The organism is Nonomuraea sp. NPDC049624 (genome assembly GCF_040675255.1).
In the GTDB taxonomy this organism is placed as follows: Bacteria; Actinomycetota; Actinomycetes; order Streptosporangiales; family Streptosporangiaceae; genus Nonomuraea.
The window spans coordinates 215,173-240,200 of sequence record NZ_JBFAOR010000001.1 but is presented as its reverse complement, the minus strand read 5'-3'; the positions used below and the strand labels follow the sequence as shown (position 1 = coordinate 240,200).

Genomic DNA, 25,028 nt, shown 5'->3' with positions numbered 1-25,028 from the left:
GTTGCGGTTGTGGGAGCCGCAGGGGGTTCGGGACGGTGTCGTGGGGGCTGGGGGGCTCATAAGCTTGGTGGCCATGGAGATGCTCGCGTCGCACACCACCCTGGGCCTGGGCGGCCCCGCCCGCGACTTCGCCGAGGCGGTCACGGCGGAGCAGCTCGTGTCCCTCGTTGCCGAGGCCGACATGAACGGCGTGCCGACCCTGGTGCTCGGCGGCGGCAGCAACGTGGTGATCGGCGACGAAGGCTTCGACGGCCTGGTCGTCAAGGTGGCCACCGAGGGCGTGACGGTCTCCAGGGACGGCGAGCAGGTGCTGCTCACGGTCGAGGCCGGCCAGGACTGGGATCCGCTGGTCGAGCGGGCCGTGGCCGAGGGGTGGTCCGGCATCGAGTGCATGTCCGGCATCCCGGGCCTGGTGGGCTCGACGCCGATCCAGAACGTCGGCGCGTACGGCCAGGAGGTGGCGCAGACCATCAGGTGCGTGCGGGCCTACGACCGGCTCACCCGGCAGGTGGTCGACCTGGAGGCGCGTCAGTGCGGGTTCTCCTACCGCGACAGCGCGTTCAAGCGGGACCTGTCGCGGCACGTGGTGCTCGCCGTGACGTACGCACTGGACGTGTCGGATATGTCCGGCCCGGTGGCCTACCAGGAGCTGGCCGGGCGGCTCGGGGTGGAGCTCGGCGGCCGCGTGCCCCTCGGGCCGGCCCGTGAGGCCGTCCTGGGGTTGCGGCGGGGCAAGGGCATGGTCTTCGACCCGGCGGCCGACCCCGACAGCCGCAGCGCGGGCTCGTTCTTCACCAACCCGATCCTGACCGCCGAGGAGGCCGCCGAGCTGGCCGGACGCGCTCCCGGCCACCCCCGCTGGGACCTGCCCGACGGCCGCGTCAAGGTGCCGGCCGCCTGGCTGATCGAGCAGGCGGGCTTCCCCAAGGGCTACGAGCGCGGCCCGGTGCGCATCTCGACCAAGCACACGCTGGCCCTCACCAACCCCGCGGGCGCCGCCTCCACGGCCGACCTGCTGACGCTGGCCGCGGAGGTGCGCGACGGGGTGCGGGAGAAGTTCGGCGTGACGCTGGTCAACGAGCCGGTGCTGGTCGGCTGCACACTGGCGGCCGAGCCGGGGGCCGAGCCGGGGGCGGAAGCGGTGTCCGAGCCGGGGGAACAGCCGGCGGAATGACGGCTTCACGTGGGCTGTTATGGTGTGTTGGTAATTCCGAAGGGGAGTAGTCCCAATCGTGTGATCGACATACTGGCGCGTGATCGCGCCCGGTCACACGGGCCTTGACGGGCGGACGAGACCTTCGGCCTGGCAGTCATGGACAAAGACGCTGCCGGGCCGAAAGTCGTGCCCGAAGATCCCCCGGGTGCCTGCTTCCGGTCTGGTCGCGGGAAAGAGGACCGGTTGGAAGCGTTCTGGATCAGTCTCGCGGTCATTTTCGTGGCCGAGCTCGGTGACAAGAGCCAGCTCATGGCGATGACGTTCGCCACCCGTTTCAAGCCCTGGCCCGTGCTTGCGGGCATCACCATCGCCACCACCGTCGTGCACCTGCTGAGCGTGGCCGTGGGCGGGCTGGTCGGGAAGGCGCTGCCGACGACGGCCATCTCGATCGTGGCCGGCATCGCCTTCCTCGGGTTCGCCCTGTGGACGTTGCGGGGCGACGAGCTGACCGAGGAGGAGGAGGACAAGGCCCGCAAGACGACCAGGAACGTCCTGGTCGCGGTGACCGTGGCGTTCTTCCTGAGCGAGCTGGGCGACAAGACGATGCTCGCCACGATCACCCTGGCCACGCAGCACGGCTGGGTCGGCACGTGGATCGGCTCGACCGTGGGCATGGTCGCCGCCGACGCCCTGGCCATCCTGGTGGGCCGCCTGCTCGGCAAGCACCTCCCCGAGAAGGTCATCCGGTACGGCGCCGCCGCCGCGTTCGCGGTGTTCGGCGTCATCCTGCTGGTCGAGGCGCTCATCTAGGAGCGCGGCAGCCGTCCGTGGACGTCGGCGAGCAGGCCGAGCACCGGCTCGCGGCTCTCCCGGGCGAAGGCGGCCTCCACCGCCCGGGCCGCGGGCCCGTCGCCGAGCCAGGCGAGGACCTGGGCGTGGGCGGGGGCGTCGCGATCCCAGAAGGCGTTGGTCAGCCGCCGCCCCGACAGGCCGTCGGTGACGAAGTCGCGCAGGTGGGCGATCGCCGCCTCGTTCTCCAGCGCGGCCCAGGCGTCGAGGAAGGGCGTCAGGTCGACGCCGGTGGCGGCGACGGCGCACAACACCGTGTCCGCCGGTGGGCGGGAGGGATGGCGGCGCAGCGTGTCGAGCCACCATTCGTGCAGGAACGCGGTGACGGCCGCGCGTTCGCCGGCCGGCCAGCCGTGCCAGCCGGCGACGGTGAGCTTGCCGAGGACGATCTCCGGGTCGGGGTAGGAGAACGCGTCGGCCGCCGCGCATTCGAGCAGGCGCGGCAGGAAGTAGCGGAAGGCGGGGACGTCCCCCCACGTGGTGAGCGCCTTGGCCGCGTAACGGGCCAGCGAGCCGGCCTCGATCGCCGAGACGGGGCCGGACAGCAGGCACGCCTGCTCGCCCGGCTCGACGCAGTGGGGGCAGCCGGGCACGCTAGCGGGCCTCGCGACGGCTCCGAACACCTCGTAGAGCCGCCCGAGGGCCGTCGCCGTCAGTCGAGGGTGAAGTAGTCGGGGCCCGCGTACCGGCCGGTGGCGAGCTTCTGGCGCTGCATGAGCAGGTCGTTGAGCAGCGAGGACGCGCCCAGCCTGAACCAGTCGGGGGACAGCCAGTCGTCGCCCGCCGTCTCGTTGACCAGCACCAGGTTCTTGATGGCGTCCTTGGTCGTGCGGATGCCGCCGGCCGGCTTCACGCCCACCTGGCGGCCGGTGGTGTCGCGGAAGTCGCGCACCGCCTCCAGCATGATCAGGGTGACCGGCAGCGTGGCCGCCGGTGACACCTTGCCGGTGGAGGTCTTGATGAAGTCGGCGCCCGCGATCATGGCCAGCCAGGACGCCCGGCGCACGTTGTCGTAGGTCGCCAGCTCGCCCGTCTCCAGGATCACCTTCAGGTGCGCGGCGCCGCAGGCGGCCTTGACCGCGACGATCTCGTCGTGGACCTTCATGTAGTCGCCGGACAGGAACGCGCCGCGGTCGATCACCATGTCGATCTCGTCGGCGCCCGCGGCCACGGCCAGCGCCGTGTCGCTCACCTTGACCTCCAGCGAGGAACGCCCGCTGGGGAACGCGGTGGCGACCGAGGCCACCTTGACCCCCGAACCGGCCACCGCCCGGACGGCCACCTCCACCATGTCGGGATAGACGCAGACCGCCGCCACCTTGGAGGCGCCCCCGCCCGGGTGCACGGCCTTGGTGCACATGGCCCGCACCTTGCCCGCCGTGTCGGCGCCTTCGAGCGTCGTCAGGTCGACCATGGAGATGGCCAGGCCGATGGCCTGGGCCTTGGCCGTGGTCTTGATGGAACGGGTGCCGAGCATGGCCGCCCGCTGGTCGGCGCCCACCCGGTCGACTCCGGGAAGGCCGTGCAGGAAGGCGCGCAGCGTCGCGTGGGACGAGGCGACGTCCGCGAGCGAGGTAGTCACAGTTGACACCTTCACAGCATCGCCGACCAGGGCCACTACCTCCAAACCGGACGGACGGGAACGCCGCCTAAGGCGGGACGGGCGCCGCCCTAGGTATGTCCGGCCCCGCGTACGCCCGCAGATAGGACATCCACCTGATGTGGCGGGCCGGGCCTTAGGCCGAACATTGAAGATGTCAGGAAAAAGCAGCAAATGTTCAGGAGAACACCGTGAACCCCGAACTCGAGTACGAGCTCATGAAGTCCCACGCCAGCGAGCTCCGGCGGGCCGCCGCCGAGCACCGCCGAGTACGCGAGGCGATGAAGGGAAACAAGGCCGAGCGTCGCTCGGTCTTCGGCAAGCGCCGTTCGTCATGACCGCCCCCAGAGAGCCCGGCCGCGTCATCAGTTGTGGCGGCCGGGCCTCTGCACCCCCCTAAACCCCGTCGAAACTGATTGATAGGGCATGGCATGCTGAACGACATGCTGGGACGTTCGGTGAGTCCCGTCTTCGTCGGGCGGGCGGAGGAGCTCGCCGCTCTCGCAGAGAGCTTCGACGAGGCACGTAAGGGCACGGTGACGGCCGTGCTCATGGGCGGGGAGGCCGGGGTCGGCAAGAGCCGGCTCGTGCAGCGCTTCGCCGAGTCCTGCGTGGCCGACGGCGCGCAGGTGCTGGTCGGCGGCTGTGTGGAGCTGTCGGCCGAGGGCCTTGCCTACGCGCCCTTCACCGCCGCGCTCAGGCAGCTCGTCAGGGAGCAGGGCCCCGCCGCGGTGGCCGCGCTGCTGCCCGAAGGCGCCCAGCGGGACCTGGCCAGGCTGCTGCCGGAGTTCGGCGAGCCCAGCGGCGACGGGGAGACGGAAACGGGCCGCGCCCGGCTCTTCGAGCAGTTCCTCACCCTTCTCGAACGCCTCGCGGACAGCCGCCCCACGGTCCTCGTCATCGAGGACATCCACTGGGCCGACCGCTCCAGCCGCGACCTGATCGCGTTCCTCAGCCGCAACCTGCACGCCCCGCAGGTGCTCATCGTCATGACCTACCGCTCCGACGACCTGCACCGGCAACATCCGCTCCGCCCCGTGCTGGCCGAGCTCGGCCGGGTGAACGGCGTCCACCGCCTCGACCTGCCCCGGCTGTCGCGCGACGAGGTGGCCGCGCAGATGGCCGGCATCCTCGGCGCCGCGCCGGAATATGTGAAGGTCCAGAAAGTCTACGAACGCAGCGAGGGCATTCCGCTGTTCGTGGAGGCGCTGCTCGACGGCGGCGAGGACTGCACGTTCCCCGAGTCCATGCAGGACCTCATCCTCAGCGCCGTCGAACGGCTGCCCGAGGACACCCAGCGCGTCCTGCGCATGGCCGCGGCCGGCGGCAACCGGGTGGGCCACGCGCTGCTGGCCGCCGTCAGCGGGCTGTCCGAGATCGAGCTGGAGGCGGCGCTGCGTCCCGCCATCGCCGGGAACGTGCTGCAGATCGCCGACAACCGCGCCTACGTCTTCCGGCACGCGCTGATCCAGGAGGCCGTGCACGAGGAGCTGCTGCCGGGCGAGCACCAGCGCCTGCACTCCCGGTACGCCGAGGAGATCTCCAAGGACCGCTCGCTCGTCCCGCCCGGCCGGGCCGCCGTCGAGCTGGCCCACCACTGGTACGGCGCCCGCAACGACCTCTGGGCCCTGGTCTCGGCCTGGGAGGCCGCGCAGAAGTCGTTCAAGGCGTACGCCTACACCGAGGCCGTGCCGCTGCTGGAACGCGTGCTCATGCTCTGGGACCGGGTCCCCGACGCCGCCCGGCGCATCGGCGTCGACCACACCGCCGTGCTCGAACGCGCCTCCGAGGCCGCGAACGCCGGCGGCGAGGTGGACAAGGGCGTGAAGTTCGTCAAGGCCGCCCTCGCCGAGCTGGACGAGACCGAGGAGCCGGGCCGGGTGGCCCAGCTCATCGTGCGGCAGGCGTCGTTCAAGGCGTCCAAGGGCCAGATGGGCGTGATCGAGCTGCTCCGGCACGCGCTGCGGCTGGTGCCCGAGCCGGGCCCGGTGCGCGCGGAGGTCGTCATGCCGCTGAGCAGGCAGCTCATGCTCCGCGGCCAGATCGCCGAGGGCGAGGAGCTGATCCACGAGGGCCTCGACCTGGTCAGGCGGTCCGGCGACAAGTGCCTCGAAGGCGACCTGCTGATGAACCTGGCGCTCGGCCACTCCCTCAGAGGTGAGCTGGAGCAGGTCATCGCCGTCAACGAGCAGGCGATGGCGCTCGGCAAGACCGAGAGCTCGGGCCGCATCATCATCAGGGCGATCGGCAACAACATCGACTCCCTCATCGACATGGGCCGCGCCGAGGAGGCCCTGCGCCTGTCGGAGCAGGGCTGGGAGTACGCCAAGAAGTACGGCAGGCTGCGCGGCAGCGGGCTGTTCATCCTCAACAACTGGGCCGAGGCGCTGGAGTCGCTCGGCCGCTGGGACGAGGCGCTCGACCTCGTGGACAGCGCGCTCAACTACGGGCCCGTCCTGCGCACCCAGTACGCGCTGCTGCGCGTGCGCGCCGACATCGGGCTGGCCAGGGGCGACCTGCAGCACGTCGAGGGCATCCTGTCGGAGATCGGCGTGCTCAAGGACCGTCCCGAGGACTTCGTCCAGGACGTGATCAGCAACGCGCGCCTGCACATCGGCTGGCACCTGCTCAAGGGCGAGCCGTGGGCGGCGCTGGCCGTGGCCGAGCGGGCGCTGTCGCATCCCAGGCTGCCGAGCAAGGCCATGCTGGGCTGGCGGCTGCTCTCCCTGCTGCGCACGGTCTGCGACGCGGCGGAGGACCTCGAACCCGGCCGGACCGCCGCGGTACGGGCGCACGCCGCGGAAGTGGCGGCCGAGCTGACGATCAGCGGGCCGGTGGCGGAGGCGTACCGGCTGTCCTACAGCGGTGACTTCGACGCCTCGGCGGCGGCGTGGGAGCGGCTGATGCGGCCGCACAACCAGGCCAAGGCGCTGCTGCGGGCGGCCGGCGTCGCGGCCAGGAGCGGTGACAGGGAGGGCGCGGCGTCCAGGCTCCGGCAGGCGCGTCCGCTCGCCGCCGCGCTGCGCGCCACCCCGCTCGCCGAGGAGATCGAGGCGCTGTCGCGCCGCGTGGGCGGCGGCCCGCAGGCCCAGGAGACGCCGTCGGAGCTGCTGACGCCGCGTGAGCTGGAGGTGCTGCGCCTGGTGACCCAGGGCCGCACCAACCGCGACATCGCCGCCGAACTGTTCATCTCGGCGAAAACCGTCAGTGTGCACGTCTCGAACATCCTGGCCAAGCTGGGTGTCACCACGCGCGGAGAGGCCGCCGCGGCGGCGCATCGCCTGTCACTCCTGTCCTAGGAGCTCCGGGCCCCTCTGAGCACTCGGACCGACCGTCTACGCTGGCAAGGTGATGTCCCTATACCTCACCCTGGCGTGACGGCGATGTTCGACTACGCACCCGCGCCAGAGTCGCGCGACATTGTCGATCTCAAGCCGTCGTACGGGTTGTTCATCAACGGTGAGTTCGTGGACGGCTCCGGCTCCCCCTTCAAGACGGTCAACCCGGCGACGGAGGAGAAGCTGGCGGAAGTCGCCTCGGCCTCCTCCGACGACGTCGACCGGGCCGTGCAGGCGGCGCGCAAGGCGTTCGGCGTGTGGAGCGCCCTGCCGGGCGCCGAGCGGGCCAAGTACCTGTTCCGCATCGCGCGCCTGATCCAGGAGCGGGCCCGCGAGCTGGCCGTCCTGGAGTCCCTCGACAACGGCAAGCCCATCCGCGAGTCGCGCGACGTCGACCTGCCGCTGGTCGCGGCCCACTTCTTCTACTACGCGGGCTGGGCCGACAAGCTGGCCTACGCCGGGTTCGGCACCAAGCCGCTGGGGGTGGCCGGGCAGGTCATCCCGTGGAACTTCCCGCTGCTCATGCTGGCCTGGAAGATCGCTCCCGCGCTGGCCTGCGGCAACACGGTGGTGCTCAAGCCCGCCGAGACGACCCCCCTGACCGCGCTGCTGTTCGCGGAGATCTGCCGGCAGGCCGAGCTGCCGCCCGGCGTGGTCAACATCGTGACCGGCGCGGGCGACACCGGCGCCGCCCTGGTGGCCCACCCCGACGTGAACAAGGTGGCCTTCACCGGCTCGACCGAGGTCGGCCGGATCATCGCCCGCGCGGTCGCGGGCACCGACAAGAAGCTCACGCTGGAGCTCGGCGGCAAGGCCGCGAACATCGTGTTCGAGGACGCCGCCGTCGACCAGGCGGTCGAGGGCATCGTCAACGGCATCTTCTTCAACCAGGGCCACGTCTGCTGCGCGGGCTCCCGGCTGCTGGTGCAGGAGTCCGTCCACGACGAGCTGCTGGAGGCGCTGAAGCGGCGGCTCGGCACGCTGCGGCTCGGCGACCCGCTGGACAAGAACACCGACATCGGCGCGATCAACTCGGCCGAGCAGCTCGCCAAGATTCGCGAGCTGTCCGAGGCCGGGGCCGACGAGGGCGCCGAGCGCTGGTCGCCCGCGTGCGAGCTGCCCGACCGCGGCTACTGGTTCCCGCCCACCCTGTTCACCGGGGTCGCCCAGTCCCACCGGATCGCCCGGGAGGAGATCTTCGGGCCGGTGCTGTCCGTGCTGACCTTCCGCACCCCGGCCGAGGCCGTGGAGAAGGCCAACAACACCCCGTACGGGCTGTCGGCCGGGGTCTGGACCGAGAAGGGCTCGCGCATCCTGTGGATGGCCGACCGGCTGCGGGCCGGGGTCGTCTGGGCCAACACGTTCAACAAGTTCGACCCCACCTCGCCGTTCGGCGGCTACAAGGAGTCGGGGTACGGCCGTGAGGGCGGGCTCGCCGGGCTGGAGGCCTACCTTGACGTGTGATCATCGCCGTTCCGGGCGGTCCGGGCGGCGTGCCCAGGCCACCCGCGGGCACGCCTTCGCCCGCGCCGGCCGGCCCGTACGCGTCGGCTGGTACGCCCACCGCTGCGGCGTCAGCAGGTGCGGCCAGGTGTTCGCCCCGGTCCAGACGTCGCAGGAGTCCACGTGGAGAGGTCGGGGCGATGAGTAGGTTGTCCGTCAGAAAGACCTACAAGCTGTACATCGGCGGGGCCTTCCCGCGCTCGGAGAGTGGGAGGTCCTATCCCGTGACCTCGCCCAAGGGCGACTTCCTCGCCAACGCCTCGCGCGCCTCGCGCAAGGACGCGCGCGACGCCGTGGTGGCCGCGCGCAAGGCGTTCCCCGGCTGGTCCGGCGCGACCCCCTACAACCGGGGGCAGATCCTCTACCGCGTCGCCGAGATGCTGGAGGGGCGGCGCGGGCAGTTCGCCGAGGAGCTGGGCCTGGGCAAGAAGGCCGCCCTTGAGTCGGTGGACGCGGCGGTCGACCGGCTGGTCTGGTACGCGGGCTGGTCCGACAAGATCACGGCGGTGCGCGGGTCGGCGAACCCGGTGGCGGGGCCGTACTTCAACCTGTCCTCGCCGGAGCCGACCGGGGTCGTGGCCGTGGTGGCGCCCGCCGATCCGCTGCTCGGCCTGGTGTCCGTGGTGGCGCCGGTGATCGTCACCGGCAACACGTGCGTCGTGGTCGCCTCCGAGCCCTCGCCGCTCGCCTCGATCACGCTGGCCGAGGTGCTGGCCACGTCCGACCTGCCGGGCGGGGTGGTCAACATCCTGACCGGTCAGCAGGCCGAGCTGGCGCCCTGGCTGGCCGCGCACATGGACGTCAACGCGCTCGACCTCACCGGGGTCGAGGACGCCGACCTGGCGCTGCGCTGCGAGCAGGAGGCGGCCGAGAACCTCAAGCGCGTGCTGCGTCCCGTGCGCGAGGACTGGACGGCCGATCCGGGGCTCGGCCGGATGACCCGGTTCCTGGAGACCAAGACCGTCTGGCACCCGGCCGGCGTCTAGGAGAAGCCGGGCGGGCGTAGCGGCGGGTGGGCCGCCTGGAGCTGGGCGGCCAGGGCCAGCAGGTGCGGCTCGCCGCCCGGCGGCGCCACGAGCTGCACGCCGATCGGCAGCGCGCTGGAGTGCGTGGCGACCGGCACGGCCATCGCGGGCCAGCCGCACAGGTTCCACGCAGCCGTGGTGGGCGCGTACCTGACGTTGGCCAGCAGGTTGGCCAGCAGGCCGCGCCCGCCCCAGCGGTCGGCGCGCGGCGGCAGGGCGGCGAGCGCCGGCGTGATCATCACGTCGGCGTCGCCGAACCAGGTGTCGGCGCCGTAGCCGCTCCAGCGTTCGCGGCCGCGCCGGCCGTCCAGGCCGATCCTGGTGAGCGCGCGGCCGGCGCGGGCCAGCGCGCGGGTACGCCGTTCCAGCGCGTGCGGATCGAGGCCGTCGACGGCGGCGGCGGCCCGGCCGAGCCAGGTGGCCACCCCGGCGGGGCCGAGCCAGGCGGGCAGGCGGTGCGGGTGCTCGACGACGGTGTGCCCGGCGTGCCGCAACGTCTCGGCGGCCGCTCGCACCGCCGCCTGGAACTCCCGGTCCACGGGCAGGCCCGGCGGCATCGGCTGGGGGGCGTAGGCCACCCGCAGGTCGAACGGCTCGGGGCTGTCCTGCGGCGGTTGCGGCTCCCACACCTCTTCGTCGTCGGCCCAGACCGAGCGCAGCATGCGCGGCTTCGGCTCGACCCGGTGGCCGGTACGCCACGCCTCGGCCAGCGCCGGGTCAGCGGCCAGGACGGACAGCGCGAGCGACAGGTCGGCCGCGGTCGTGGCGAGCGGGCCGTTCTCGGTGAGCCCGTCCCAGTCGTCGGCGGGCGGCGGGACCAGGCCCGTGCCCGGCTTGACGGCCAGCACGCCGCAGCAGGCGCCCGGGATGCGCAGCGACCCCATGCCGTCGTTGCCGAGCGCGATCGGCACCATCCCGGCCGCCACCGCCGCCGCGCTGCCCGACGACGAGCCGCCGGCGGTGCGGGCGAGGTTCCAGGGGTTGCGCACGACGCCGTACGGGCTGTCGCCGAAGCCGACCAGCCCCAGCTCCGGCAGGTTGGTCAGCCCGACGATGACCGCGCCCGCCGCGCGCAGGCGGGCCACGGCCGGATGGTCCTCCCGGGCGGGCGCGCCGGACGTGGCCGCCGAGCCGCCGCGGGTGGGCTCGCCGGCCACCTCCAGGTTGTCCTTGACCGCCACCGGAACCCCGGCGAGCGGCAGGTCGGCGAGGTCGCGGCGGTCGCCCACGGCCCGCGCCTCGTTCATCGCCTGCTTCCTGACCAGCCGGAAGGCGCCCACCCGGGAATCCCGCTCGGAGATGCGGCGAAGGTGCTCCGCCACGACGGTCGTGGCCGTGACGTCGCCGCGCCGGACGGCCGCCGCGATCTCGATGGCGGTCCTGCCTGCCCACAACATGTCTAGAGTGTGCAGGTTTTCACTCTTCCTTGCGAGAGCCCCTGCCGGGCTCCCGCCCGGCCTCCTTCAACGCCAGCCGCAGCGCGAACTCGATCTGCGCGTTGATGCTGCGCAGGTCGTCGGCCGCCCACTTGGCGATGGCGTCGTAGACGGCCGGGTCGAGGCGGAGCAGGAGCTTCTTGCGCTCAGGCATACAGACTGCCGGCGTTCACCACCGGCTGGGTCGCCCGGTCGCCGCACAGGACGACCAGGAGGTTGGAGACCATCTGGGCCTTGCGCTCCTCGTCGAGCTCCACGACCCCCTCGGCGGCCAGCCGGTCGAGCGCGAGCTGGACCATGCCGACCGCGCCCTCGACGATCCTGGTGCGGGCGGCCACCACCTGGCTGGCCTGCTGGCGCACCAGCATGGCCTGGGCGATCTCCGGCGCGTAGGCCAGGTGGGTGATGCGGGCCTCCAGGATCTCGATGCCGGCCAGCTCGGTGCGCTCGCGCAGCTCGGCGGTCAGCTCGCCGGCGACCTCGGCGCCGTCGCGCAGGCTGGTGCGCTCGGGCTCGTGCGAGTCGTACGGGTGGGTGGTCGCGAGGTGGCGCACGGCGGCCTCGGACTGGATCGCGATGTACTCCTCGTAGTCGTCGACGGAGAAGGCGGCCTTGGCCGTGTCGGTGACCTTGTAGACCACCACCGCGGCGATCTCGACCGGGTTGCCGTCGGCGTCGTTGACCTTGAGCTTGGCGGTCTCGAAGTTGCGCACCCGGAGGCTGATGCGGCGCTTGGTGGTGAACGGCGTGACCCACTGCAGCCCCGCCACGTCGACCGTGCCGACGTAGCGGCCGAGGAACTGCACGACCTTGGCCTCGTTGGGGTTGACCACGGTGAAGCCGGAGGCCACGAGCGCGAAGAGCACGATCCAGGCTATGCCGAGCGTCTCGATCGAGACCAGCGCCGCGCCGCCCAGCAGGAGGAGGACAAGCAGGACGAGGAATCCGTTGACCCGGAAAGCACGACGTTCCATCGCGACTCCTTGCTATCGAAGTGATATCACCATGATAGCCATATAAACTCCATGCGCGTGAACGGATCTTCACTTGCCATCCGCCAGCGCTCGCTGGGTGACCCTTCGATCGAGTTCCCGCTGTCCCCGCCGCTCACGAGGGGCTGCCCGCGCACCAGCACCGCCGAGCTGGCCTATCCGGTCGAGGTCGTCTACGACTACGCGCGCCTGGACAAGGGTCTGTTCGACCAGGAGCCGGGGCCGGACATCGCGCGGTGGTCGCCGCTGCTGCCGTCCCTGGAGGCGCCGACGCTGGGGGAGGGCGGGACGCCGCTGCTGGAGTTCGACGGGATCTACGTCAAGGACGAGTCCCGGAACCCGACCTGGTCGCACAAGGACCGGCTGAACCGGGTGGCGGTCAGCGCGGCCCTGGCGGAGGGGGCGGCAGGGGTGGTGGTGGCCTCGTCCGGCAACCACGGCGCCTCGGCCGCCGCGTACGCCGCCCGCGCCGGGCTGCCGGCCATCGTGCTGGCCTCGGCGGACTCGCCGGCCGGCGTGCAGGCGTTCGTGCGGGCGTACGGGGCCAAGGTGTTCTCCGTGCCGGCGGAGGAGCGGTGGCCGCTGCTGCGGGAGGTCGTGGACCGGCTGGGCTACCACCCGGTCAGCAACCAGACCGTGACCCACACCGGCCACCCGTTCGGCCCCGAGGGCTACAAGACGATCGCGTACGAGCTGTTCCTGCAGCTCCGGCGGGCGCCCGCGGCGGTCTTCGCGCCCACCGGGTACGCCGAGCTGCTGTTCGGGATGTGGAAGGGCTTCACCGAGCTGCGGCTGCTCGGGCTGTCCGGGGACGTGCCGCGGATGTTCTCCTGCGAGCCGGCCGCGGGCGGCCCCAACGCGCGGGCCCTGGCCGAGGGCTCACCCGCGGCGGTCGTCGAGCTGGGGGCCAGCCGCGCCTACGGGATCGCGGGGTCGGTCGGCGGCTACCGGGGCGTGCTGGCGGTGCGCGACAGCGGCGGCGAGGCGGTGCTCGTGACGGACGACGAGATGCGCGCCGCCCAGCGGGACCTGGCGCGGCAGGGCGTCTGGCAGGAGCTGTCGGGGGCGGCGGGCCTGGCGGGCTACCGGAAGCTGCGCCGGGACTTCGACGGGCCGGTGGTGTGCGTGGGCACGTCGAGCGGGTTCAAGGACATGGGGGTGGGCGAGGCGACCCATCCGGTCCGCACCGGTTTGACGGTGGCCGACCTGACGGACTGACCGCGCCCGGTCTGTCAGGGCTTGAGCAGGATGCGGAGGGGCCCGAGGGTGGTGAAGCCGTGGGCGAGTGCGGCCGACGGGTCGCTCTCGTAGCCGACCAGCGGACGGCCGGGGAACAGCTCGGCCGCCATCGCCACCGTGCCCTCCCAGGCGGCGGACTCGTCGCAGCCCGAGGCGAAGACGTTCGAGACGCCCGTCACCGTGCCGCTCGCGTTGAGCGCCGCGCCGCAGACCACGTCGGCCCCGATGCGGCCGCACACCAGCCGCACCTGCGGCTCGTCGAGCAGCGCGGGCGGGAACAGGCCGGGCGCGCCGCCGGAGAAGCAGGCCTGCGCCCACTCCTCCAGCGCCCTGGGGTCGGCGGCCACCTCCCACACGACGGGGTCGCCGGTGGCCGCCCGGAGGGGAGGCCGGGGCGCGTCCGGAGCGGGCCGGGCGATCCACTGGGCGGTGAACAGCACGTCGAAGCCCGGCAGGTCGAGCGTGCCGAAGCTGTCCTTCACCGAGGCGCCCGAGCCCGCGTCGATGTGGCCGAGCACGTCGGCCGGCCCGGCGTCGGGGGAGAGCGTGACGGCGTCGGGGTACAGGACGGGCGTCCTGGCCGGGTTGGTCCAGGCGAGCGGCCCGAAGACGCCGGGACGGCCGTGCGCCCGGCACATCGTGTCGCACCAGGCGGCGTTGTCGCGGACGGCTTCGTCGATCAAGGTCTGCTCCGGTTGACGCGGCGGGTCGGCGGCGCGGTGAGCGGGTCCTCCGGCCATGGGTGCTTAGGGTAGCGGCCCCTCATCTCGGCCCGTACGGACCGGTACCCCTCACGCCAGAACGAGGCCAGGTCCGCGGTCACCGCCACCGGACGGCCCGCCGGGGAGAGCAGGTGGACCAGCAGGGGGACGCCGGCGATCCGCGGCGTCTCCTGCCAGCCGAACAGCTCCTGCAGCTTCACCGCCAGCACCGGCTGCTCGCCGGAGTAGTCGATCCTGATCTGCGAGCCGCTGGGCACCTCGACGCGTTCGGGGGCCACGTTCTCCAGGCGTTCGCTCCACGGGATCAGGCGGCGCAGGGCGGCGGCCACGTCGATGCGCTCGACGTCGGCCCGGCGGCGGGCCCTGGACAGCTCCGGCTCCAGCCACTGGTCGGCCAGGGCGATCAGGTCGTCGGTGGGGGGCCACGGGGGGCCGATCGCGCGGTGGGCGAAGGTCAGGCGGTCCTTGAGGTCCTTCGCCTGCCTCGTCCAGGTCAGGAGGTCTTCGGTGCGCAGGCCGTGCAGGATGGCGGGGCGTACGTCGGCGTCCTTGAGCGGCGTGGCGGACAGCTCGATCGCGCCCAGGCGTTCGACCACGCGGGCCGACACGTCGCCGCGCCGCTCACCCGGCGGCACCCGCCAGGCGACCTCCTCCTCGACCGTGACGGGCAGGGCCAGCCTGGCGATCTCCTCGTCGATCACCACGGCCTGGCGCACGCGGGCCGAGGCCGAGCCCGTGGGCCGGTCGGCGACGGCGATCGCCAGCCACGGCGCGGTGGACAGCCTGGAGCCCTCGGCGAGCTGGGCCTGTGTGCCGGACGCCATGAGATAGCCGCCGCCGCGCCGCCGTGCCACCCGTTCCGGGAACGCCAGCGCCACCGCCATCCCGGCCAGCGCGTCGTCACCCACCTCCCGCGCCTGCGACTCCTGGCCGGAGGCGCGGGCGAGACGCCTGGTCTCCTGGCGCCAGCGGGCCGCGAAGCCGGTGCCGCCCCTGCGGGCCGTGCGCCAGACCTCCGCGAGGTCGTCGCCCGCGTCCCTGGGCAGCTGCTCCGACAGCAGCGCCACCACCTCGGCGGCCCGCGGGCCGAGGTCGAGCAGGGCTCTGGCCAGGCGGGGATGCACGCCGGCGAGCGCCATGCGCCGCCCGCGACCGGTCACCCGGCCGGCCTCCAGCGCGCCCAGCGCCTCAAGGGTGCGGACGGCGGCCGCCATCGCGGCGGGCGGCGGCCGGTCGAGGAGGGCGAGGCCGGCCGCGTCCGCGTCGCCCCAGCAGGCCGCCTGGAGGGCGAACCCGGTCAGGTCGGCGAGCGCGATCTCCGGCCGCGCGTGGTCGGCCAGGCGTTCGTGCTCGGCCGCCGTCCAGCAGCGGTACACGGCCCCGGGGGCCTCGCGCCCGGCGCGGCCGGCGCGCTGGTCGGCGGACGCCTTCGAGACCCTGACCGTGGTGAGCGACCCGAGCCCCCTGGCGTGGTCGGTACGGGGCTCCCGGGCCAGCCCCGAGTCCACCACCACGCGGACGCCCGGCACCGTCAGGCTCGACTCGGCCACCGACGTGGCCAGCACGACCCGGCGGCCGGCCCCGGGCGACAGGACGGCGTCCTGGACGCGCGCCGGCGCCTGGCCGTGCACCTGGAGCACGTCGAGGTCGCCCAGCATCCCCGCGACCCTGGCGATCTCCCCCACGCCGGGCAGGAAGCACAGCACGTCGCCGTCACGCTCGGCGCAGGCCCGCCGGACCACCGCGGCCACGTGCGACAGCAGCGCCGGATCGACGCGCAGGCCGTGGGGCGGCGCGACCGGACGCTCCGGCGGCGCCCACACGGTCTCCACGGGATGAGCCGTCCCCGCGGCGGCCACCACGGGCCCGCCGATCAGCTGTGACCAGGGGGCCGCGTCGGCGGTGGCCGAGGTGGCCAGCAGCCGCAGATCGGGGGAGAGCGTCTCGCGCACGTCGAGCAGGAACGCGAGGGCGGTGTCGGCGTCGAGATGGCGTTCGTGGCACTCGTCGAGGACGACCGCGTCGACCCCGGCGAGCTCCTGGTCGCGCTGGAGCCGCTGGAGCAGCACGCCGGTGGTGACGACCTCGACCATGGGGTTCGCCCCGGTGTGCCGCTCGCCGCGGATCGTGTAGCTGACGCCCATGCGCCGGGCCGCCGCGCGGACGGCCAGCCGCCGGGGCTCGGCGACCAGCACCCGCAGCCCGGTTTCGGCCAGCGCCAGGGGCACGACCGTGGTCTTGCCCGTGCCGGGCGGCGCGGTGAGCACCGCCGTGCCGTGGCGCTCCAGCGTGGCGAGCAGCTCGGGGAGCGCGTCGTGGATCGGCAGCCGGTCAGGCGGGGGCATGCGAGGCCGACAGCACGGAGTCGAGCAGGCCGGGGAAACGTTCGTCGAGGTCGCCGCGGCGCAGGCTGATGTACTTGAGCCGGCCCTCCTGCTTGGAGACGATCACGCCGGCCTCGCGCAGCGAGCGGTAGTGGTGGGACGCCGTCGACTTGTGGACGCCGAGATGGTCGCCCGCGGCGGTGCACGTCATCTCGCCGAGGGTGGCCAGGCGGACCACGATCTCCAGCCGGACGGGGTCGGCGAGCGCACGCAGGACCTCGGTGAGCTGGATGTCCTCCTTCGCGGGGTGCGGTAGCAGGCGCATGGTGGCACCCTACCTCGCTCTGATTGTTTGACAACTATCCAACTGTAATGACAGTTTGATGCCCGTCCAACTAATTGGCTGGAGGTTCCATGAGTTCCCGGCTCTATCCCCTTGCTGCCGGAAATTTCGCCATCGGTACTGGCATGTTCGTCACCGCCGGGCTGCTCACCCCCATCTCCGCGGACCTCGGGATCTCCACGTCCGCCGCCGGGCAGCTCATGACCGTGTTCGCGCTGGCGTACGCGCTGCTGTCCCCGTTGCTGGCCGCGTTCACCGCCCGCCTGTCGCGCAAGCGGCTGCTGCTGCTGGCGCTGGCCGTGTTCGTCGCGGGCAACGTGCTGACCGCGCTGGCTCCGACGTACGCGCTGGTCATGGCCACGCGGGTGGTGGCCGCGGCCGGCGCGGCGATGTTCACGCCGACCGCCTCGGGCGTGGCCAACGCGCTGACCTCGCCCGAGCGGCGCGGCCGGGCGCTGGCGCTGGTGATGGGCGGGCTGAGCGTCTCCTCGGCCGTCGGCGTGCCGCTGGGCACCTGGCTGGGCTCGGTCTCCGGCTGGCGGGCGACGATGTGGCTGGTCGTCGGGCTGGGCGTGATCGGCTTCGCCGGGGTGGCGGCGCTCGTGCCGGACGTCCGGGTCGCCGTGTCGGGACGGCTCGGCGAGCGCTTCGCGCCGCTGGCCGACCGGCGGGTGCTGGTGGTGCTGGTCACCCAGCTGCTGATGTTCGGCGCCGGGTTCACCGCCTACACCTACATCGGGTCGCTGTTCGACCTGCCGCTGCCGGCCGTGTTGTGGGCGTGGGGGCTCGGCGGCATCGTGGGCAACCAGCTCGGCGGGCGCCTCACCGACGCCTACGGGCCGCGCCGGATGGTGCTGATCGGCCTGGCCGCCTCCACGGTCTTCCTGGCCCTGATCCCCGTCGCGAACCTGGCCCTGCCGATCGCGCTGGTCTGGGCGCTCTTGTGGGGCGCGCTCGGCTGGCTGGTCGCGCCGGCCCAGCAGTTCAGGACGGTGGCCGCGGTGCCGGACAACGTGCCCATCGGGCTCGGCCTGCTGTCGTCCGCCCAGTACGTCGGCCTGTTCGCGGCCGGCATCGCGGGCGGCGTGGCCCTGGACGCCTACGGCCGGGCCGGGGTGGTCGTGCTGGCCACCGGGCTCGGCGTGGCGGCGCTGCTGTTCACCCTGGCGACCTACCCCCGGGCGGCGGCGATCTCGTCGAGCGAGAGCGTGCCCGTCAGGTAACGCTGGACGTTGGGCGCGATCAGGGCCGCGACCTGGCCGGCGGGCAGCGAGGCCAGCGGGTCGAGCCGGAGCAGGTAGCGGATCATCGCCAGGCCGAGCAGCTGCGAGGCCGCCAGCAGCGCGCGGACCTCGGGCTGGGCGCCGGGCAGTCGGCGGGCGATCGGGGCGAGCAGCTCCCGGCCGAGCAGTTCCTTCAGCAGCGCGGCCGTCGCCGGGGTGGCCGCGGCCGCGTGCAGCACGGCCGAGAGCCGGGGGCCGTGCCGCGGATCCTCCCACAACTCCAGGTAGCGGGTCACCAGCCGCTCGCCGATGCCCGACGCGTCGCCGTCGAGGGCGCCGACCATCAGCGCGACCGGCATGCTGGCCTTGATCGCGGCCTCGAACAGGCCGTCTTTGTTGCCGAAGAAGTGCATCACCAGCGCCGGATCGACGCCCGCGGCCCGCGCCACGGCCCTGATGGTGGTGCCGCCGTAGCCGTGGGCGGCGAAGGACTCCATCGCCGCCTCCAGGATCTCCTGCCTGGTCTGCGGGTTTCCCGGTCGTCTTCCGCGTTCCTCGGCCATGGGGCTATTCAACCACGTGGAATTCATCTACCCTCAAATTCAACATCGATGAAGTCATCAGGTGGTGAAAATGTGCAGGATCATTGGCCTCGTGGTCGGGGTCGCGCTGCTGGGGATGGTGTTCGCCGGGTCGTTCCTCGGGGCCTTCCACGCGCCGGAACCGCACGGCGTGCCCGTCGCCGTCGTCGCGCCCGCCGAGCAGGTGCGGCAGCTCCAGAGCGGCATCGACGGGCGGCGGCCGGGGGCGTTCACGCTGAGCCCGTACGGGTCCGCCGAGGCAGCGCGGGCCGCGCTGCTGGAGCGGGAGGTGGACGCCGTGCTCGTCCCGGGGCAGGGCAGGCTGGTGGTGGCGAGCGCGGGCGGCCGCACCGGCGCCACGGTGATCACCGCCGCCTTCCAGGGGGCCGCGCAGGCGCAGGGCCGCACGCTGAAGGTCGAGGACGCCGTCCCGCTGCCGCCCGGTGACGCCGGCGGCATTGCCGGCATGTTCTACGTGCTCAGCGTGCTCCTGCCGGGGATCGCGCTGGCCGTGCTGCTCGCCCGGGTCGCGCCGGGACTGGGCGTGGCGGCGCGGGCGGGCGTGCTGGCCGCGGGCTCGCTGGTGGCGGGCACGGCCGTCGCGTGGCTGGCCGACGTGGTGTTCGGCGCGCTGCCGGGCAGCTTCGTCCCGCTGGTGGCGGTCTCGTCGGGCATCGCGCTGGCGGTCGGCCTGGTGGTCGCGGGGCTGGTCAAGGTCATCGGCACGCCGGGGGTCGGGGTGGCGGCGCTGCTGTTCGTCCCGATCGGGCTCCCGGCGAGCGGCGGGCCGCTCGGCGCCCGCTACATCCCCGAGTGGTACGCCGCCGTCGGCCGCGTCCTGCCCGTGGGCCCGGCCGCCGAGGCGGTGCGCAACACGGTGTTCTTCGGCGGGGCCGCCCTGTGGACGCCGGTCGGGGTGCTGGCCCTGTGGGCGCTGCTCGGCCTGGTCCTGCTCGCCCTGCCCGGACGCCGGGCGCAGCCGGCCCCCGCCGCCCCGCGCGCGCCGGTGGTGGTCTGATCTTCTCCGCCTCGGAGGTGACCTGCGGTCGCCCCGCAGGCGGACGACGGGTGGCGGCGGCGGCACGTACCGTCGCCGCCATGTTCAGGAACCAGGTGACCTTCCGCCGCGTCGCGGCGGGCACGTTGCTCATCGCGGCCCCGCTCCTGCAGCTCGTGGCCGTCGTCATCGACCCCGGCACGTGGGGCGACTCCCGCGAGGCGGTCAGCTACGGCGACAACCCCGCGCTGGCCCAGGCGGAGTCGGCGCTCTACCACTGGAGCTGGATGCTCATGGGCCTGGCGGCCGTCGCCCTGGTGCACCTCACCAGGCGCAAGGCCACTGTGCTCGGCCACATCGCCGGGGCGGCGACGGCCATCGGCTACATCTCGACGTCGGCCCTGCTGATGATCGACCCCGTCGAGTGGTGGCTGGGCCGGCACAACCCGCCGGAGCAGGCGCAGAAGATCCTCGACGAGATGCTGAACCTGCCCGGCGTGATCTTCGGCTTCCAGATGCCGTGGATGTTCTTCGCCGTGCTGGGCCTGCCGCTGCTGGTCGTCGCGGTGTGGCGGGCCGGGTTCGTCGGCTGGTGGGTGCCGCTGCTGGTCTTCGTCGGGTACGTCGTCTCCTTCCCCATCGAGTACGGCCCCGTGACCGTGCTGTTCTGGGCCCTGCCCGTCATCGGCCTCGGCTGGACCGGCCTGAAAGTGCTGCGCATGGGCGACGAGGCGTGGGCGGCCTACTACCCCTCGCCCGCCCTCGACCGGACGGCCGTGTCGGCCTAGGCCGGGATCCAGCCCAGGGTGACCGCCAGGATGACGAAGAAACCCAGCACGATGCGGTAGATCACGAACGCGGTGAACCGGTGGGTGCTGATGTACTTCAGGAACCAGGCCACCGCCGCGTAGCCGACGGCGAACGAGATCAGCGTCGCCAGGATGGTGGGCCCCCACGCGGGGGCCTGCCCCTCGCCGATGTCCTTCAGCTCGAACGCCCCCGAGGCCAGCACGGCGGGGATGGCCAGCAGGAACGAGTATTTGGCGGCGTCCTCGCGGCGGTAGTCGAGCAGCAGGCCGGCCGTGATCGTGCCGCCCGAGCGGGAGACGCCCGGGATGAGGGCCAGCGCCTGCGCGAAGCCGTAGACGATGGCGTGGGTGAAGCTGAGGTGCTTCTCCAGCGTGAGCTTGTTGCGCGCGGTGCGGTCGGCGAACCACAGGATGCAGCCGAAGACGATCAGCGTCGTGCCCACCAGCCGCAGGTCGCGGAAGACGGTCTCGATCTGGTCCTTGAACACCAGGCCCAGCACGCCGATCGGGAGCGTGCCGACGATGACGTACCAGCCCATGCGGGCCGCCCAGTGGCCGCGCAGCTCCCGGTCGAACAGCGAGCGGACCCAGGTGGAGATGATCTCCCACAGTTCCTTGCGGAAGTAGATGAGCACCGCGGCCTCGGTGCCGAGCTGGATGACCGCCGTGAAGGCCGCCCCCGGGTCCTGCCAGCCGAAGAAGGCCGAGACCACACGGATGTGGGCGCTGGAGGAGATCGGCAGGAACTCCGTGAGCCCCTGGACGAGCCCCAGCACCACCGCTTCGAGCCAGCCGATCACGACTACACCTTCCGGTTACGGGAGTGACCAGGGTGAGGTTAGCGGAAACGGGGGCCGCGCAGTTGCCCGGCCAGCAGGTTGAGCGGGCCGGGGGAGAGCCGGCCCGCCCTCAGCGTGCGGCCCACGCCGCGGCGTTCGCCCTGGCGTAGTCGGCGAAGTCGCGGGCCGGACGGCCGAGCGCCTCCCGGACGCCGTCCGCCACGTGGGCGTTGCGGCCGTCGAGCACCTCGGTGAACAGCCCGGTCAGGCCCTCGGCCTCGGCGATCGGCACGCCCGCCGCCACGGCCCCGGCCACGTACTCCTGCGGCGTGACCTCGATCGAGGTGATCGTGCGGCCCGTGGCCTTCGACAGCTCGGCCGCCGCGTCGGCGAACGTCAGCAGCCTCGGGCCGGTGAGCTCGTACAGGCGGCCCGCGTGGCCGTCCTCGGTGAGCGCGGCGACGGCCACGTCGGCGATGTCGTCGGCGTCCACGAACGGCTCGGGCACGTCGGGCACCGGGATCGCCAGCACGCCGTCGAGGACCTGGCCGAGCAGGAAGCCCTCGCTGAAGTTCTGCATGAACCAGCCGCAGCGCACGATCGTCCAGTCGAGGCCGGACTCCCGCACGGTCCGCTCGCTCGCCTCCGCGCCCGGCTCGCCGCGGCCCGACAGCAGCACCAGCCGCCGCACCCCGGCGTCCACGGCGAGCCGGGTGAGCTCCCTGACGTCCTCGTACGCGCCGGGCAACGCCAGGTCGGGGTAGTAGGACACGTACACGGACTCGACGCCGTCGAGCGCGGCGGCCCAGGTCGAGCGGTCCGCCCAGTCGAAGGACGGCGTGGCCGAGCGGGAGCCGATCCGCACGGGAAGGCCGAGAGAGGTGAGCCGGTCAGCGACACGGCGGCCGGTCTTGCCGGTTCCGCCCAGAACCAGAATCGTCATGCATCCAGTAAGCCGTCATACCCATAAGACTCTCCATGGTTGAGAAGCGCGTTGGCATATGCGATCGTCTAGCCCATGGATCAGCTCGCGGCACTGCTCGACGGACCGAGAGCGCGGAGCGCCTTCCTGCTCCGGTCCATCCTCGACCCGCCGTGGTCGATGCGCATCCAGGACGAGGCCCCGCTCACGCTGGTGGCCCTGGTGTCCGGTGAGGCGTGGGTGCTGCCGGACGAGGGCGAGCCGGCCCGCCTCGAACCGGGGCAGGTCGCCATCCTGCGGGGGCCGGAGCCGTACGTGGTGGCCGACGCCCCCGGCACCGCGCCGCAGATCGTCATCCACCCCGGCCAGCGCTGCACCACCGTCGACGGCGAGTCGTTGTACCAGTCGATGGACCTCGGCGTGCGCACCTGGGGCAACGACCCGGCGGGCGGCACCGTGCTGATCACCGGCACCTACACGCTGGAGGGCGAGGTCAGCAGGCGCCTGCTCGACGCGCTGCCCCAGCTCCTCGTGCAGCCCGGCGGGCCGGTCATCGCGCTGCTCGGCGCCGAGATCGTCAAGGACGACCCGGGCCAGTCCGCGGTGCTCGACCGGCTGCTCGACCTGCTGCTGATCGCCGTGCTGCGGTCATGGTTCGCCACCCACGAGGCGCCCGCCTGGTACCGCGCGATGGGCGACCCGATCGTGGGCAGGGCGATGCGGATGTTGCACAACAACCCCGCCCACCCCTGGACGGTCGCCGCCCTCGCCGCCGAGGTGGGGGTCTCCAGGGCGGCGCTGGCCAGGCGGTTCACCGACCTGGTGGGGGAGCCGCCGATGTCCTTCCTCACCGACTGGCGGCTCGCGCTCGCCGCCGACCTGCTGCGCGAGCCCGACGCCACGATCGGCTCGGTGGCCAGGAAGGTCGGCTACGGCAGCCCGTTCGCGCTCAGCGCGGCCTTCAAGCGCGTACGCGGCGTCAGCCCCCAGGAGCACCGGGCCGGAGCGGCGAGGTGAAACCCCTGCTGCTGCTCGACGTCGACGGCGTGCTCAACCCGATGGGCCGCCCCACACCCGACTTCCGGCGCTACCGCTGCACGATCGGCACCGACGTCTACACCGTGCACCTCAACCCCCGCCACGGCCGCCGGCTGCTCGACCTGGCCCTGACCACGGGCGCCGAGCTGGTCTGGGCCACCACCTGGGAGCAGCACGCCAACGAGTGGATCTCTCCCAGGATCGGCCTGCCCACGCTCCCGGTCGTCACCATGGGCCCCGAGCGGCCCAGGACCGAGCACGGCGAGATGTTCAAGACGCCGCACGTCGCCGCGTACGCCGGGCGGCGGCCGTTCGTGTGGTTCGACGACCAGGTGTGGGCGCAGGACGAGCAGTACCTCAGGGTCGATCAGGGTCTGGAGAATTTCCTGTTGATCCACGTCGATCCCAGACATGGACTGACCAGGGAACATCTGGGCATGGCTCATCAGTGGCTGACCCTTACAGGGTTTTCTCAGGGTCCCTAGCGGGATATCGGCGGCACTGCTGGCCGTTTTACCGGTAGGTCATCACGACACGGAGGAACAGCATGTACCGCTCAAGGGAGCACAGGATTCTGGCCGGCGTCTGCGGCGGGCTCGCCGACAAGATGGGCCTGCCCCCGACCCTCGTCCGCATCCTCTGGCTGCTGCTGTCGCTCATCCCCGGCCCGCTCTGGGTGGTCTACGTCGCCATGTGGATCCTCGTCCCGGAGGAGCCGAGGGGCTACTCCCACTGACGCGCCCGCCGGCTCGCCGAACCACCGCGTGAGCGCCGCCTCGGCGGGCTCCGCGCAGGGTTCGGCCCAGGCCACGTAACCGTCGGGCCGCACCAGCAGCCCGCGGTCGCCGGGCAGCACGTCCACCCGGTCGGCCCAGCGCGCCCCCGCGGCGAGCAGGGCCGGGTCGGAGGTGACGAGCAGTCCGCGCCCGTCGTCCAGGCGCAGGCTCTCGGGCATGAAGGCGCCGACGAGCGGGTTCGGGCCCGGCGCGTACCGCACCGACACCGCGCTCACGTCCTCGGCCAGCATCCTGTTGGCCTCGGGGACGGTCATGAGCTGGGCGAACAGGTCGCGCAACCGGGTCGTCCCGGCGTCCGGCGCGGCCAGCTCGACCTGTTGCAGGGTGTTGGCCAGGACGGCGGCGGCCACCGGATGCCGTTCGGCGTGGTAGCTGTCGAGCAGCCCGGCCGGGGCCGTCCCGCGCACCGCCAGGGCCAGTTTCCAGCCCAGGTTGACGGCGTCCTGGAGGCCGGTGTTCATCCCCTGGCCGCCGAACGGCATGTGCACGTGGGCCGCGTCGCCGGCCAGGAACACCCGGCCGGCCCGGTAGCGCTCGGCCTGCCTGGCCGCGTCGGAGAAGCGGGACAGCCAGGTCGCCCCGGTGATCTCGGGGGCGGCGTCCCCGAGGTGCCGGCGCACGCTGGCCGCGAACTCCTCGATCGTCACGGGGGCGTCCCTGTCCGCGTGCACCCGGCCGTGGTCGACGGTCAGGATCCTGGTCGTGCCGTCGGGCCGGACGAACGGCCACTGGCACAGGCCGTGGCCGGTGCGCACCCAGCCGGTCGGCGTGCCGCCGGTCACCGTGACGTCGCCGACGTAGGCGGCCAGGCTGGCGGGGGTGCCGGGGAAGGCGATCCCGGCCAGCTTGCGCACCGTGCTCCGGCCGCCGTCGCAGCCCACGAGCCAGCCCGCCCGGTACGCCGTGCCGTCGCCGGTCTCGACCGTCACGCCCGAACCGTCCTCCGTCAGGCCGGTTACCGCCCGCCCCCGGACGATCTCCGCGCCCAGCTCCAGCGCCCGCGCCTCCAGGATCTCCTCCACCCGCGACTGCGGCACCAGCAGCCCGTACGGGTGCGGGGTCCGCGTGGCCGTCAGGTCGAGCACCCGCAGGCCGGCGAAGTGCTGCAGGTCCAGGCGGGGCGCGTCGCCGAGCCGGTCGAGCAGCCCGCGCATGGCGAAGGTGTCGACCGAGCGGGGGTGCAGGTTGAGCGCCCTGGACAGGCCGGTGGGGGCGGCGAGCCGGTCGAGCACGAGCGTGCGCACGCCGCGCAGGCGCAGCTCGCAGGCCAGCATCAGCCCGACCGGGCCGGCTCCGGCGATGACGACGTCCATCCACGTCTCCTTATCAACGATAAATGCTTATCATCGATAAAG

24 protein-coding genes and 1 pseudogene are annotated in these 25,028 nt (G+C 72.9%); 13 read left to right on the top strand and 12 right to left on the bottom strand.

The features are described 5' to 3' along the window. Positions 1-73: 73 nt before the first annotated feature. Together AB0J76_RS01375 and AB0J76_RS01370 are read left to right on the top strand one after the other, a co-directional pair. A complete protein-coding gene (locus AB0J76_RS01375; RefSeq protein ID WP_352321000.1) occupies positions 74-1,174 on the top strand; it encodes a UDP-N-acetylmuramate dehydrogenase in 1,101 nt (366 codons plus the stop codon). 225 nt (positions 1,175-1,399) lie between these two features. Then, positions 1,400-1,966, top strand: coding sequence for a TMEM165/GDT1 family protein (locus tag AB0J76_RS01370; RefSeq protein ID WP_352321001.1), 567 nt, complete (start codon positions 1,400-1,402; stop codon positions 1,964-1,966). On the opposite strand, the gene AB0J76_RS01365 is transcribed toward AB0J76_RS01370, so the two are convergent. Beyond that, entirely contained in the window at positions 1,963-2,598 is a 636-nt protein-coding gene (locus tag AB0J76_RS01365; protein ID WP_352321003.1) for a hypothetical protein, read from the bottom strand. The genes AB0J76_RS01370 and AB0J76_RS01365 overlap by 4 nt on opposite strands. A 59-nt stretch (positions 2,599-2,657) precedes the next feature. Next, entirely contained in the window at positions 2,658-3,587 is a 930-nt protein-coding gene (gene deoC / locus AB0J76_RS01360; protein ID WP_352321005.1) for a deoxyribose-phosphate aldolase, read from the bottom strand. A 209-nt stretch (positions 3,588-3,796) separates the two neighbouring features. Between deoC and AB0J76_RS01355 the strand changes: the two genes are divergently transcribed. From AB0J76_RS01355 to AB0J76_RS01340, 4 genes are all read left to right on the top strand, one after another. After that, positions 3,797-3,943: a hypothetical protein gene (locus AB0J76_RS01355; RefSeq protein WP_352321007.1), complete on the top strand. Its 147-nt coding sequence runs from the start codon at positions 3,797-3,799 to the stop codon at positions 3,941-3,943. A gap of 105 nt (positions 3,944-4,048) precedes the next feature. After that, positions 4,049-6,904: an AAA family ATPase gene (locus AB0J76_RS01350; protein WP_352321009.1), complete on the top strand. Its 2,856-nt coding sequence runs from the start codon at positions 4,049-4,051 to the stop codon at positions 6,902-6,904. Between the two features lie 84 nt (positions 6,905-6,988). After that, positions 6,989-8,407: an aldehyde dehydrogenase family protein gene (locus AB0J76_RS01345; protein WP_352321010.1), complete on the top strand. Its 1,419-nt coding sequence runs from the start codon at positions 6,989-6,991 to the stop codon at positions 8,405-8,407. Positions 8,408-8,586: 179 nt separating this feature from the next. Beyond that, positions 8,587-9,432 (top strand): aldehyde dehydrogenase family protein, encoded by an 846-nt coding sequence (locus tag AB0J76_RS01340; RefSeq protein WP_352321012.1) that lies wholly within the window; start codon positions 8,587-8,589, stop codon positions 9,430-9,432. Here AB0J76_RS01340 and AB0J76_RS01335 read toward each other — a convergent pair. Genes AB0J76_RS01335 through AB0J76_RS01325 form a run of 3 tightly spaced genes read right to left on the bottom strand, consistent with a single transcriptional unit; the run spans position 9,429 to position 11,881 of the window. Beyond that, positions 9,429-10,868 (bottom strand): amidase, encoded by a 1,440-nt coding sequence (locus AB0J76_RS01335; protein WP_352321014.1) that lies wholly within the window; start codon positions 10,866-10,868, stop codon positions 9,429-9,431. The genes AB0J76_RS01340 and AB0J76_RS01335 overlap by 4 nt on opposite strands. 19 nt (positions 10,869-10,887) lie before the next feature. After that, a complete protein-coding gene (locus tag AB0J76_RS01330; RefSeq protein WP_352321015.1) occupies positions 10,888-11,061 on the bottom strand; it encodes a hypothetical protein in 174 nt (57 codons plus the stop codon). Further along, positions 11,054-11,881: an SPFH domain-containing protein gene (locus tag AB0J76_RS01325; RefSeq protein ID WP_352321017.1), complete on the bottom strand. Its 828-nt coding sequence runs from the start codon at positions 11,879-11,881 to the stop codon at positions 11,054-11,056. Before AB0J76_RS01325 ends, AB0J76_RS01330 begins: the two co-directional genes overlap by 8 nt. Positions 11,882-11,938: 57 nt before the next feature. On the opposite strand from AB0J76_RS01325, the gene AB0J76_RS01320 reads away from it, so the two are divergent. Further along, entirely contained in the window at positions 11,939-13,117 is a 1,179-nt protein-coding gene (locus tag AB0J76_RS01320) for a pyridoxal-phosphate dependent enzyme (protein WP_352321019.1), read from the top strand. Positions 13,118-13,131: 14 nt separating this feature from the next. Here AB0J76_RS01320 and AB0J76_RS01315 read toward each other — a convergent pair whose 3' ends face one another. From AB0J76_RS01315 to AB0J76_RS01305, 3 genes are read right to left on the bottom strand one after another with little or no spacing between them, the layout of a single operon-like run. Further along, on the bottom strand, positions 13,132-13,821 hold the full coding sequence (locus AB0J76_RS01315) for a hypothetical protein (RefSeq protein WP_352321021.1): 690 nt from the start codon (positions 13,819-13,821) through the stop codon (positions 13,132-13,134). Then, positions 13,818-16,205 carry an ATP-dependent helicase HrpB gene (gene hrpB, locus AB0J76_RS01310; protein WP_352321023.1) on the bottom strand — a complete coding sequence of 796 codons (2,388 nt, stop codon included), beginning with the start codon at positions 16,203-16,205 and terminating at the stop codon, positions 13,818-13,820. The genes AB0J76_RS01315 and hrpB overlap by 4 nt, the downstream gene beginning before the upstream one ends. After that, positions 16,192-16,509: a helix-turn-helix transcriptional regulator gene (locus tag AB0J76_RS01305; protein WP_352321025.1), complete on the bottom strand. Its 318-nt coding sequence runs from the start codon at positions 16,507-16,509 to the stop codon at positions 16,192-16,194. Before AB0J76_RS01305 ends, hrpB begins: the two co-directional genes overlap by 14 nt. A gap of 89 nt (positions 16,510-16,598) precedes the next feature. Here AB0J76_RS01305 and AB0J76_RS01300 point away from each other — a divergent pair, with 89 nt between their 5' ends. After that, a complete protein-coding gene (locus tag AB0J76_RS01300; protein ID WP_352321026.1) occupies positions 16,599-17,750 on the top strand; it encodes an MFS transporter in 1,152 nt (383 codons plus the stop codon). Here the strand turns inward: AB0J76_RS01300 and AB0J76_RS01295 are convergent. Continuing rightward, positions 17,699-18,313 (bottom strand): TetR family transcriptional regulator, encoded by a 615-nt coding sequence (locus AB0J76_RS01295; RefSeq protein ID WP_352321028.1) that lies wholly within the window; start codon positions 18,311-18,313, stop codon positions 17,699-17,701. The genes AB0J76_RS01300 and AB0J76_RS01295 overlap by 52 nt on opposite strands. Positions 18,314-18,383: 70 nt before the next feature. Here AB0J76_RS01295 and AB0J76_RS01290 point away from each other — a divergent pair, with 70 nt between their 5' ends. Both AB0J76_RS01290 and AB0J76_RS01285 read left to right on the top strand, forming a co-directional pair. Beyond that, positions 18,384-19,349, top strand: coding sequence for a hypothetical protein (locus AB0J76_RS01290; protein WP_352321030.1), 966 nt, complete (start codon positions 18,384-18,386; stop codon positions 19,347-19,349). An 80-nt stretch (positions 19,350-19,429) separates the two neighbouring features. Then, positions 19,430-20,116: a hypothetical protein gene (locus AB0J76_RS01285; RefSeq protein WP_352321031.1), complete on the top strand. Its 687-nt coding sequence runs from the start codon at positions 19,430-19,432 to the stop codon at positions 20,114-20,116. Here AB0J76_RS01285 and AB0J76_RS01280 read toward each other — a convergent pair. Continuing rightward, entirely contained in the window at positions 20,113-20,937 is an 825-nt protein-coding gene (locus AB0J76_RS01280) for an undecaprenyl-diphosphate phosphatase (protein WP_352321033.1), read from the bottom strand. The two genes, AB0J76_RS01285 and AB0J76_RS01280, sit on opposite strands and share 4 nt — an antisense overlap. Before the next feature lie 109 nt (positions 20,938-21,046). Continuing rightward, positions 21,047-21,859, bottom strand: a complete 813-nt coding sequence (locus tag AB0J76_RS01275) for an NAD(P)H-binding protein (protein WP_352321035.1) — start codon at positions 21,857-21,859, stop codon at positions 21,047-21,049. Between the two features lie 75 nt (positions 21,860-21,934). Here AB0J76_RS01275 and AB0J76_RS01270 point away from each other — a divergent pair, with 75 nt between their 5' ends. From AB0J76_RS01270 to AB0J76_RS01260, 3 genes are all read left to right on the top strand, one after another. Continuing rightward, positions 21,935-22,855, top strand: coding sequence for an AraC family transcriptional regulator (locus AB0J76_RS01270; protein WP_364388383.1), 921 nt, complete (start codon positions 21,935-21,937; stop codon positions 22,853-22,855). Continuing rightward, positions 22,852-23,361, top strand: coding sequence for an HAD domain-containing protein (locus tag AB0J76_RS01265; RefSeq protein ID WP_352325922.1), 510 nt, complete (start codon positions 22,852-22,854; stop codon positions 23,359-23,361). Before AB0J76_RS01270 ends, AB0J76_RS01265 begins: the two co-directional genes overlap by 4 nt. A 62-nt stretch (positions 23,362-23,423) precedes the next feature. Continuing rightward, positions 23,424-23,612 carry a PspC domain-containing protein gene (locus AB0J76_RS01260; RefSeq protein WP_352325923.1) on the top strand — a complete coding sequence of 63 codons (189 nt, stop codon included), beginning with the start codon at positions 23,424-23,426 and terminating at the stop codon, positions 23,610-23,612. Between the two features lie 21 nt (positions 23,613-23,633). On the opposite strand, the pseudogene AB0J76_RS01255 reads toward AB0J76_RS01260, so the two are convergent. Continuing rightward, positions 23,634-24,986: pseudogene (locus AB0J76_RS01255) on the bottom strand (FAD-dependent monooxygenase); the annotation flags it as partial. Positions 24,987-25,028: the final 42 nt, after the last annotated feature.

Coding starts and splice junctions, on each gene's coding strand:
- AB0J76_RS01325 (WP_352321017.1), bottom strand. CDS start 11,881: ATGGAACGTCGTGCTTTCCGGGTCAACGGATTCCTCGTCCTGCTTGTC.
- hrpB (WP_352321023.1), bottom strand. CDS start 16,205: ATGCCCCCGCCTGACCGGCTGCCGATCCACGACGCGCTCCCCGAGCTG.
- AB0J76_RS01330 (WP_352321015.1), bottom strand. CDS start 11,061: ATGCCTGAGCGCAAGAAGCTCCTGCTCCGCCTCGACCCGGCCGTCTAC.
- AB0J76_RS01345 (WP_352321010.1), top strand. CDS start 6,989: ATGTTCGACTACGCACCCGCGCCAGAGTCGCGCGACATTGTCGATCTC.
- AB0J76_RS01295 (WP_352321028.1), bottom strand. CDS start 18,313: ATGGCCGAGGAACGCGGAAGACGACCGGGAAACCCGCAGACCAGGCAG.
- AB0J76_RS01260 (WP_352325923.1), top strand. CDS start 23,424: ATGTACCGCTCAAGGGAGCACAGGATTCTGGCCGGCGTCTGCGGCGGG.
- AB0J76_RS01350 (WP_352321009.1), top strand. CDS start 4,049: ATGCTGGGACGTTCGGTGAGTCCCGTCTTCGTCGGGCGGGCGGAGGAG.
- AB0J76_RS01290 (WP_352321030.1), top strand. CDS start 18,384: ATGTGCAGGATCATTGGCCTCGTGGTCGGGGTCGCGCTGCTGGGGATG.
- AB0J76_RS01335 (WP_352321014.1), bottom strand. CDS start 10,868: ATGTTGTGGGCAGGCAGGACCGCCATCGAGATCGCGGCGGCCGTCCGG.
- AB0J76_RS01340 (WP_352321012.1), top strand. CDS start 8,587: ATGAGTAGGTTGTCCGTCAGAAAGACCTACAAGCTGTACATCGGCGGG.
- AB0J76_RS01270 (WP_364388383.1), top strand. CDS start 21,935: ATGGATCAGCTCGCGGCACTGCTCGACGGACCGAGAGCGCGGAGCGCC.
- AB0J76_RS01285 (WP_352321031.1), top strand. CDS start 19,430: ATGTTCAGGAACCAGGTGACCTTCCGCCGCGTCGCGGCGGGCACGTTG.
- AB0J76_RS01305 (WP_352321025.1), bottom strand. CDS start 16,509: ATGCGCCTGCTACCGCACCCCGCGAAGGAGGACATCCAGCTCACCGAG.
- AB0J76_RS01275 (WP_352321035.1), bottom strand. CDS start 21,859: ATGACGATTCTGGTTCTGGGCGGAACCGGCAAGACCGGCCGCCGTGTC.
- AB0J76_RS01300 (WP_352321026.1), top strand. CDS start 16,599: ATGAGTTCCCGGCTCTATCCCCTTGCTGCCGGAAATTTCGCCATCGGT.
- AB0J76_RS01375 (WP_352321000.1), top strand. CDS start 74: ATGGAGATGCTCGCGTCGCACACCACCCTGGGCCTGGGCGGCCCCGCC.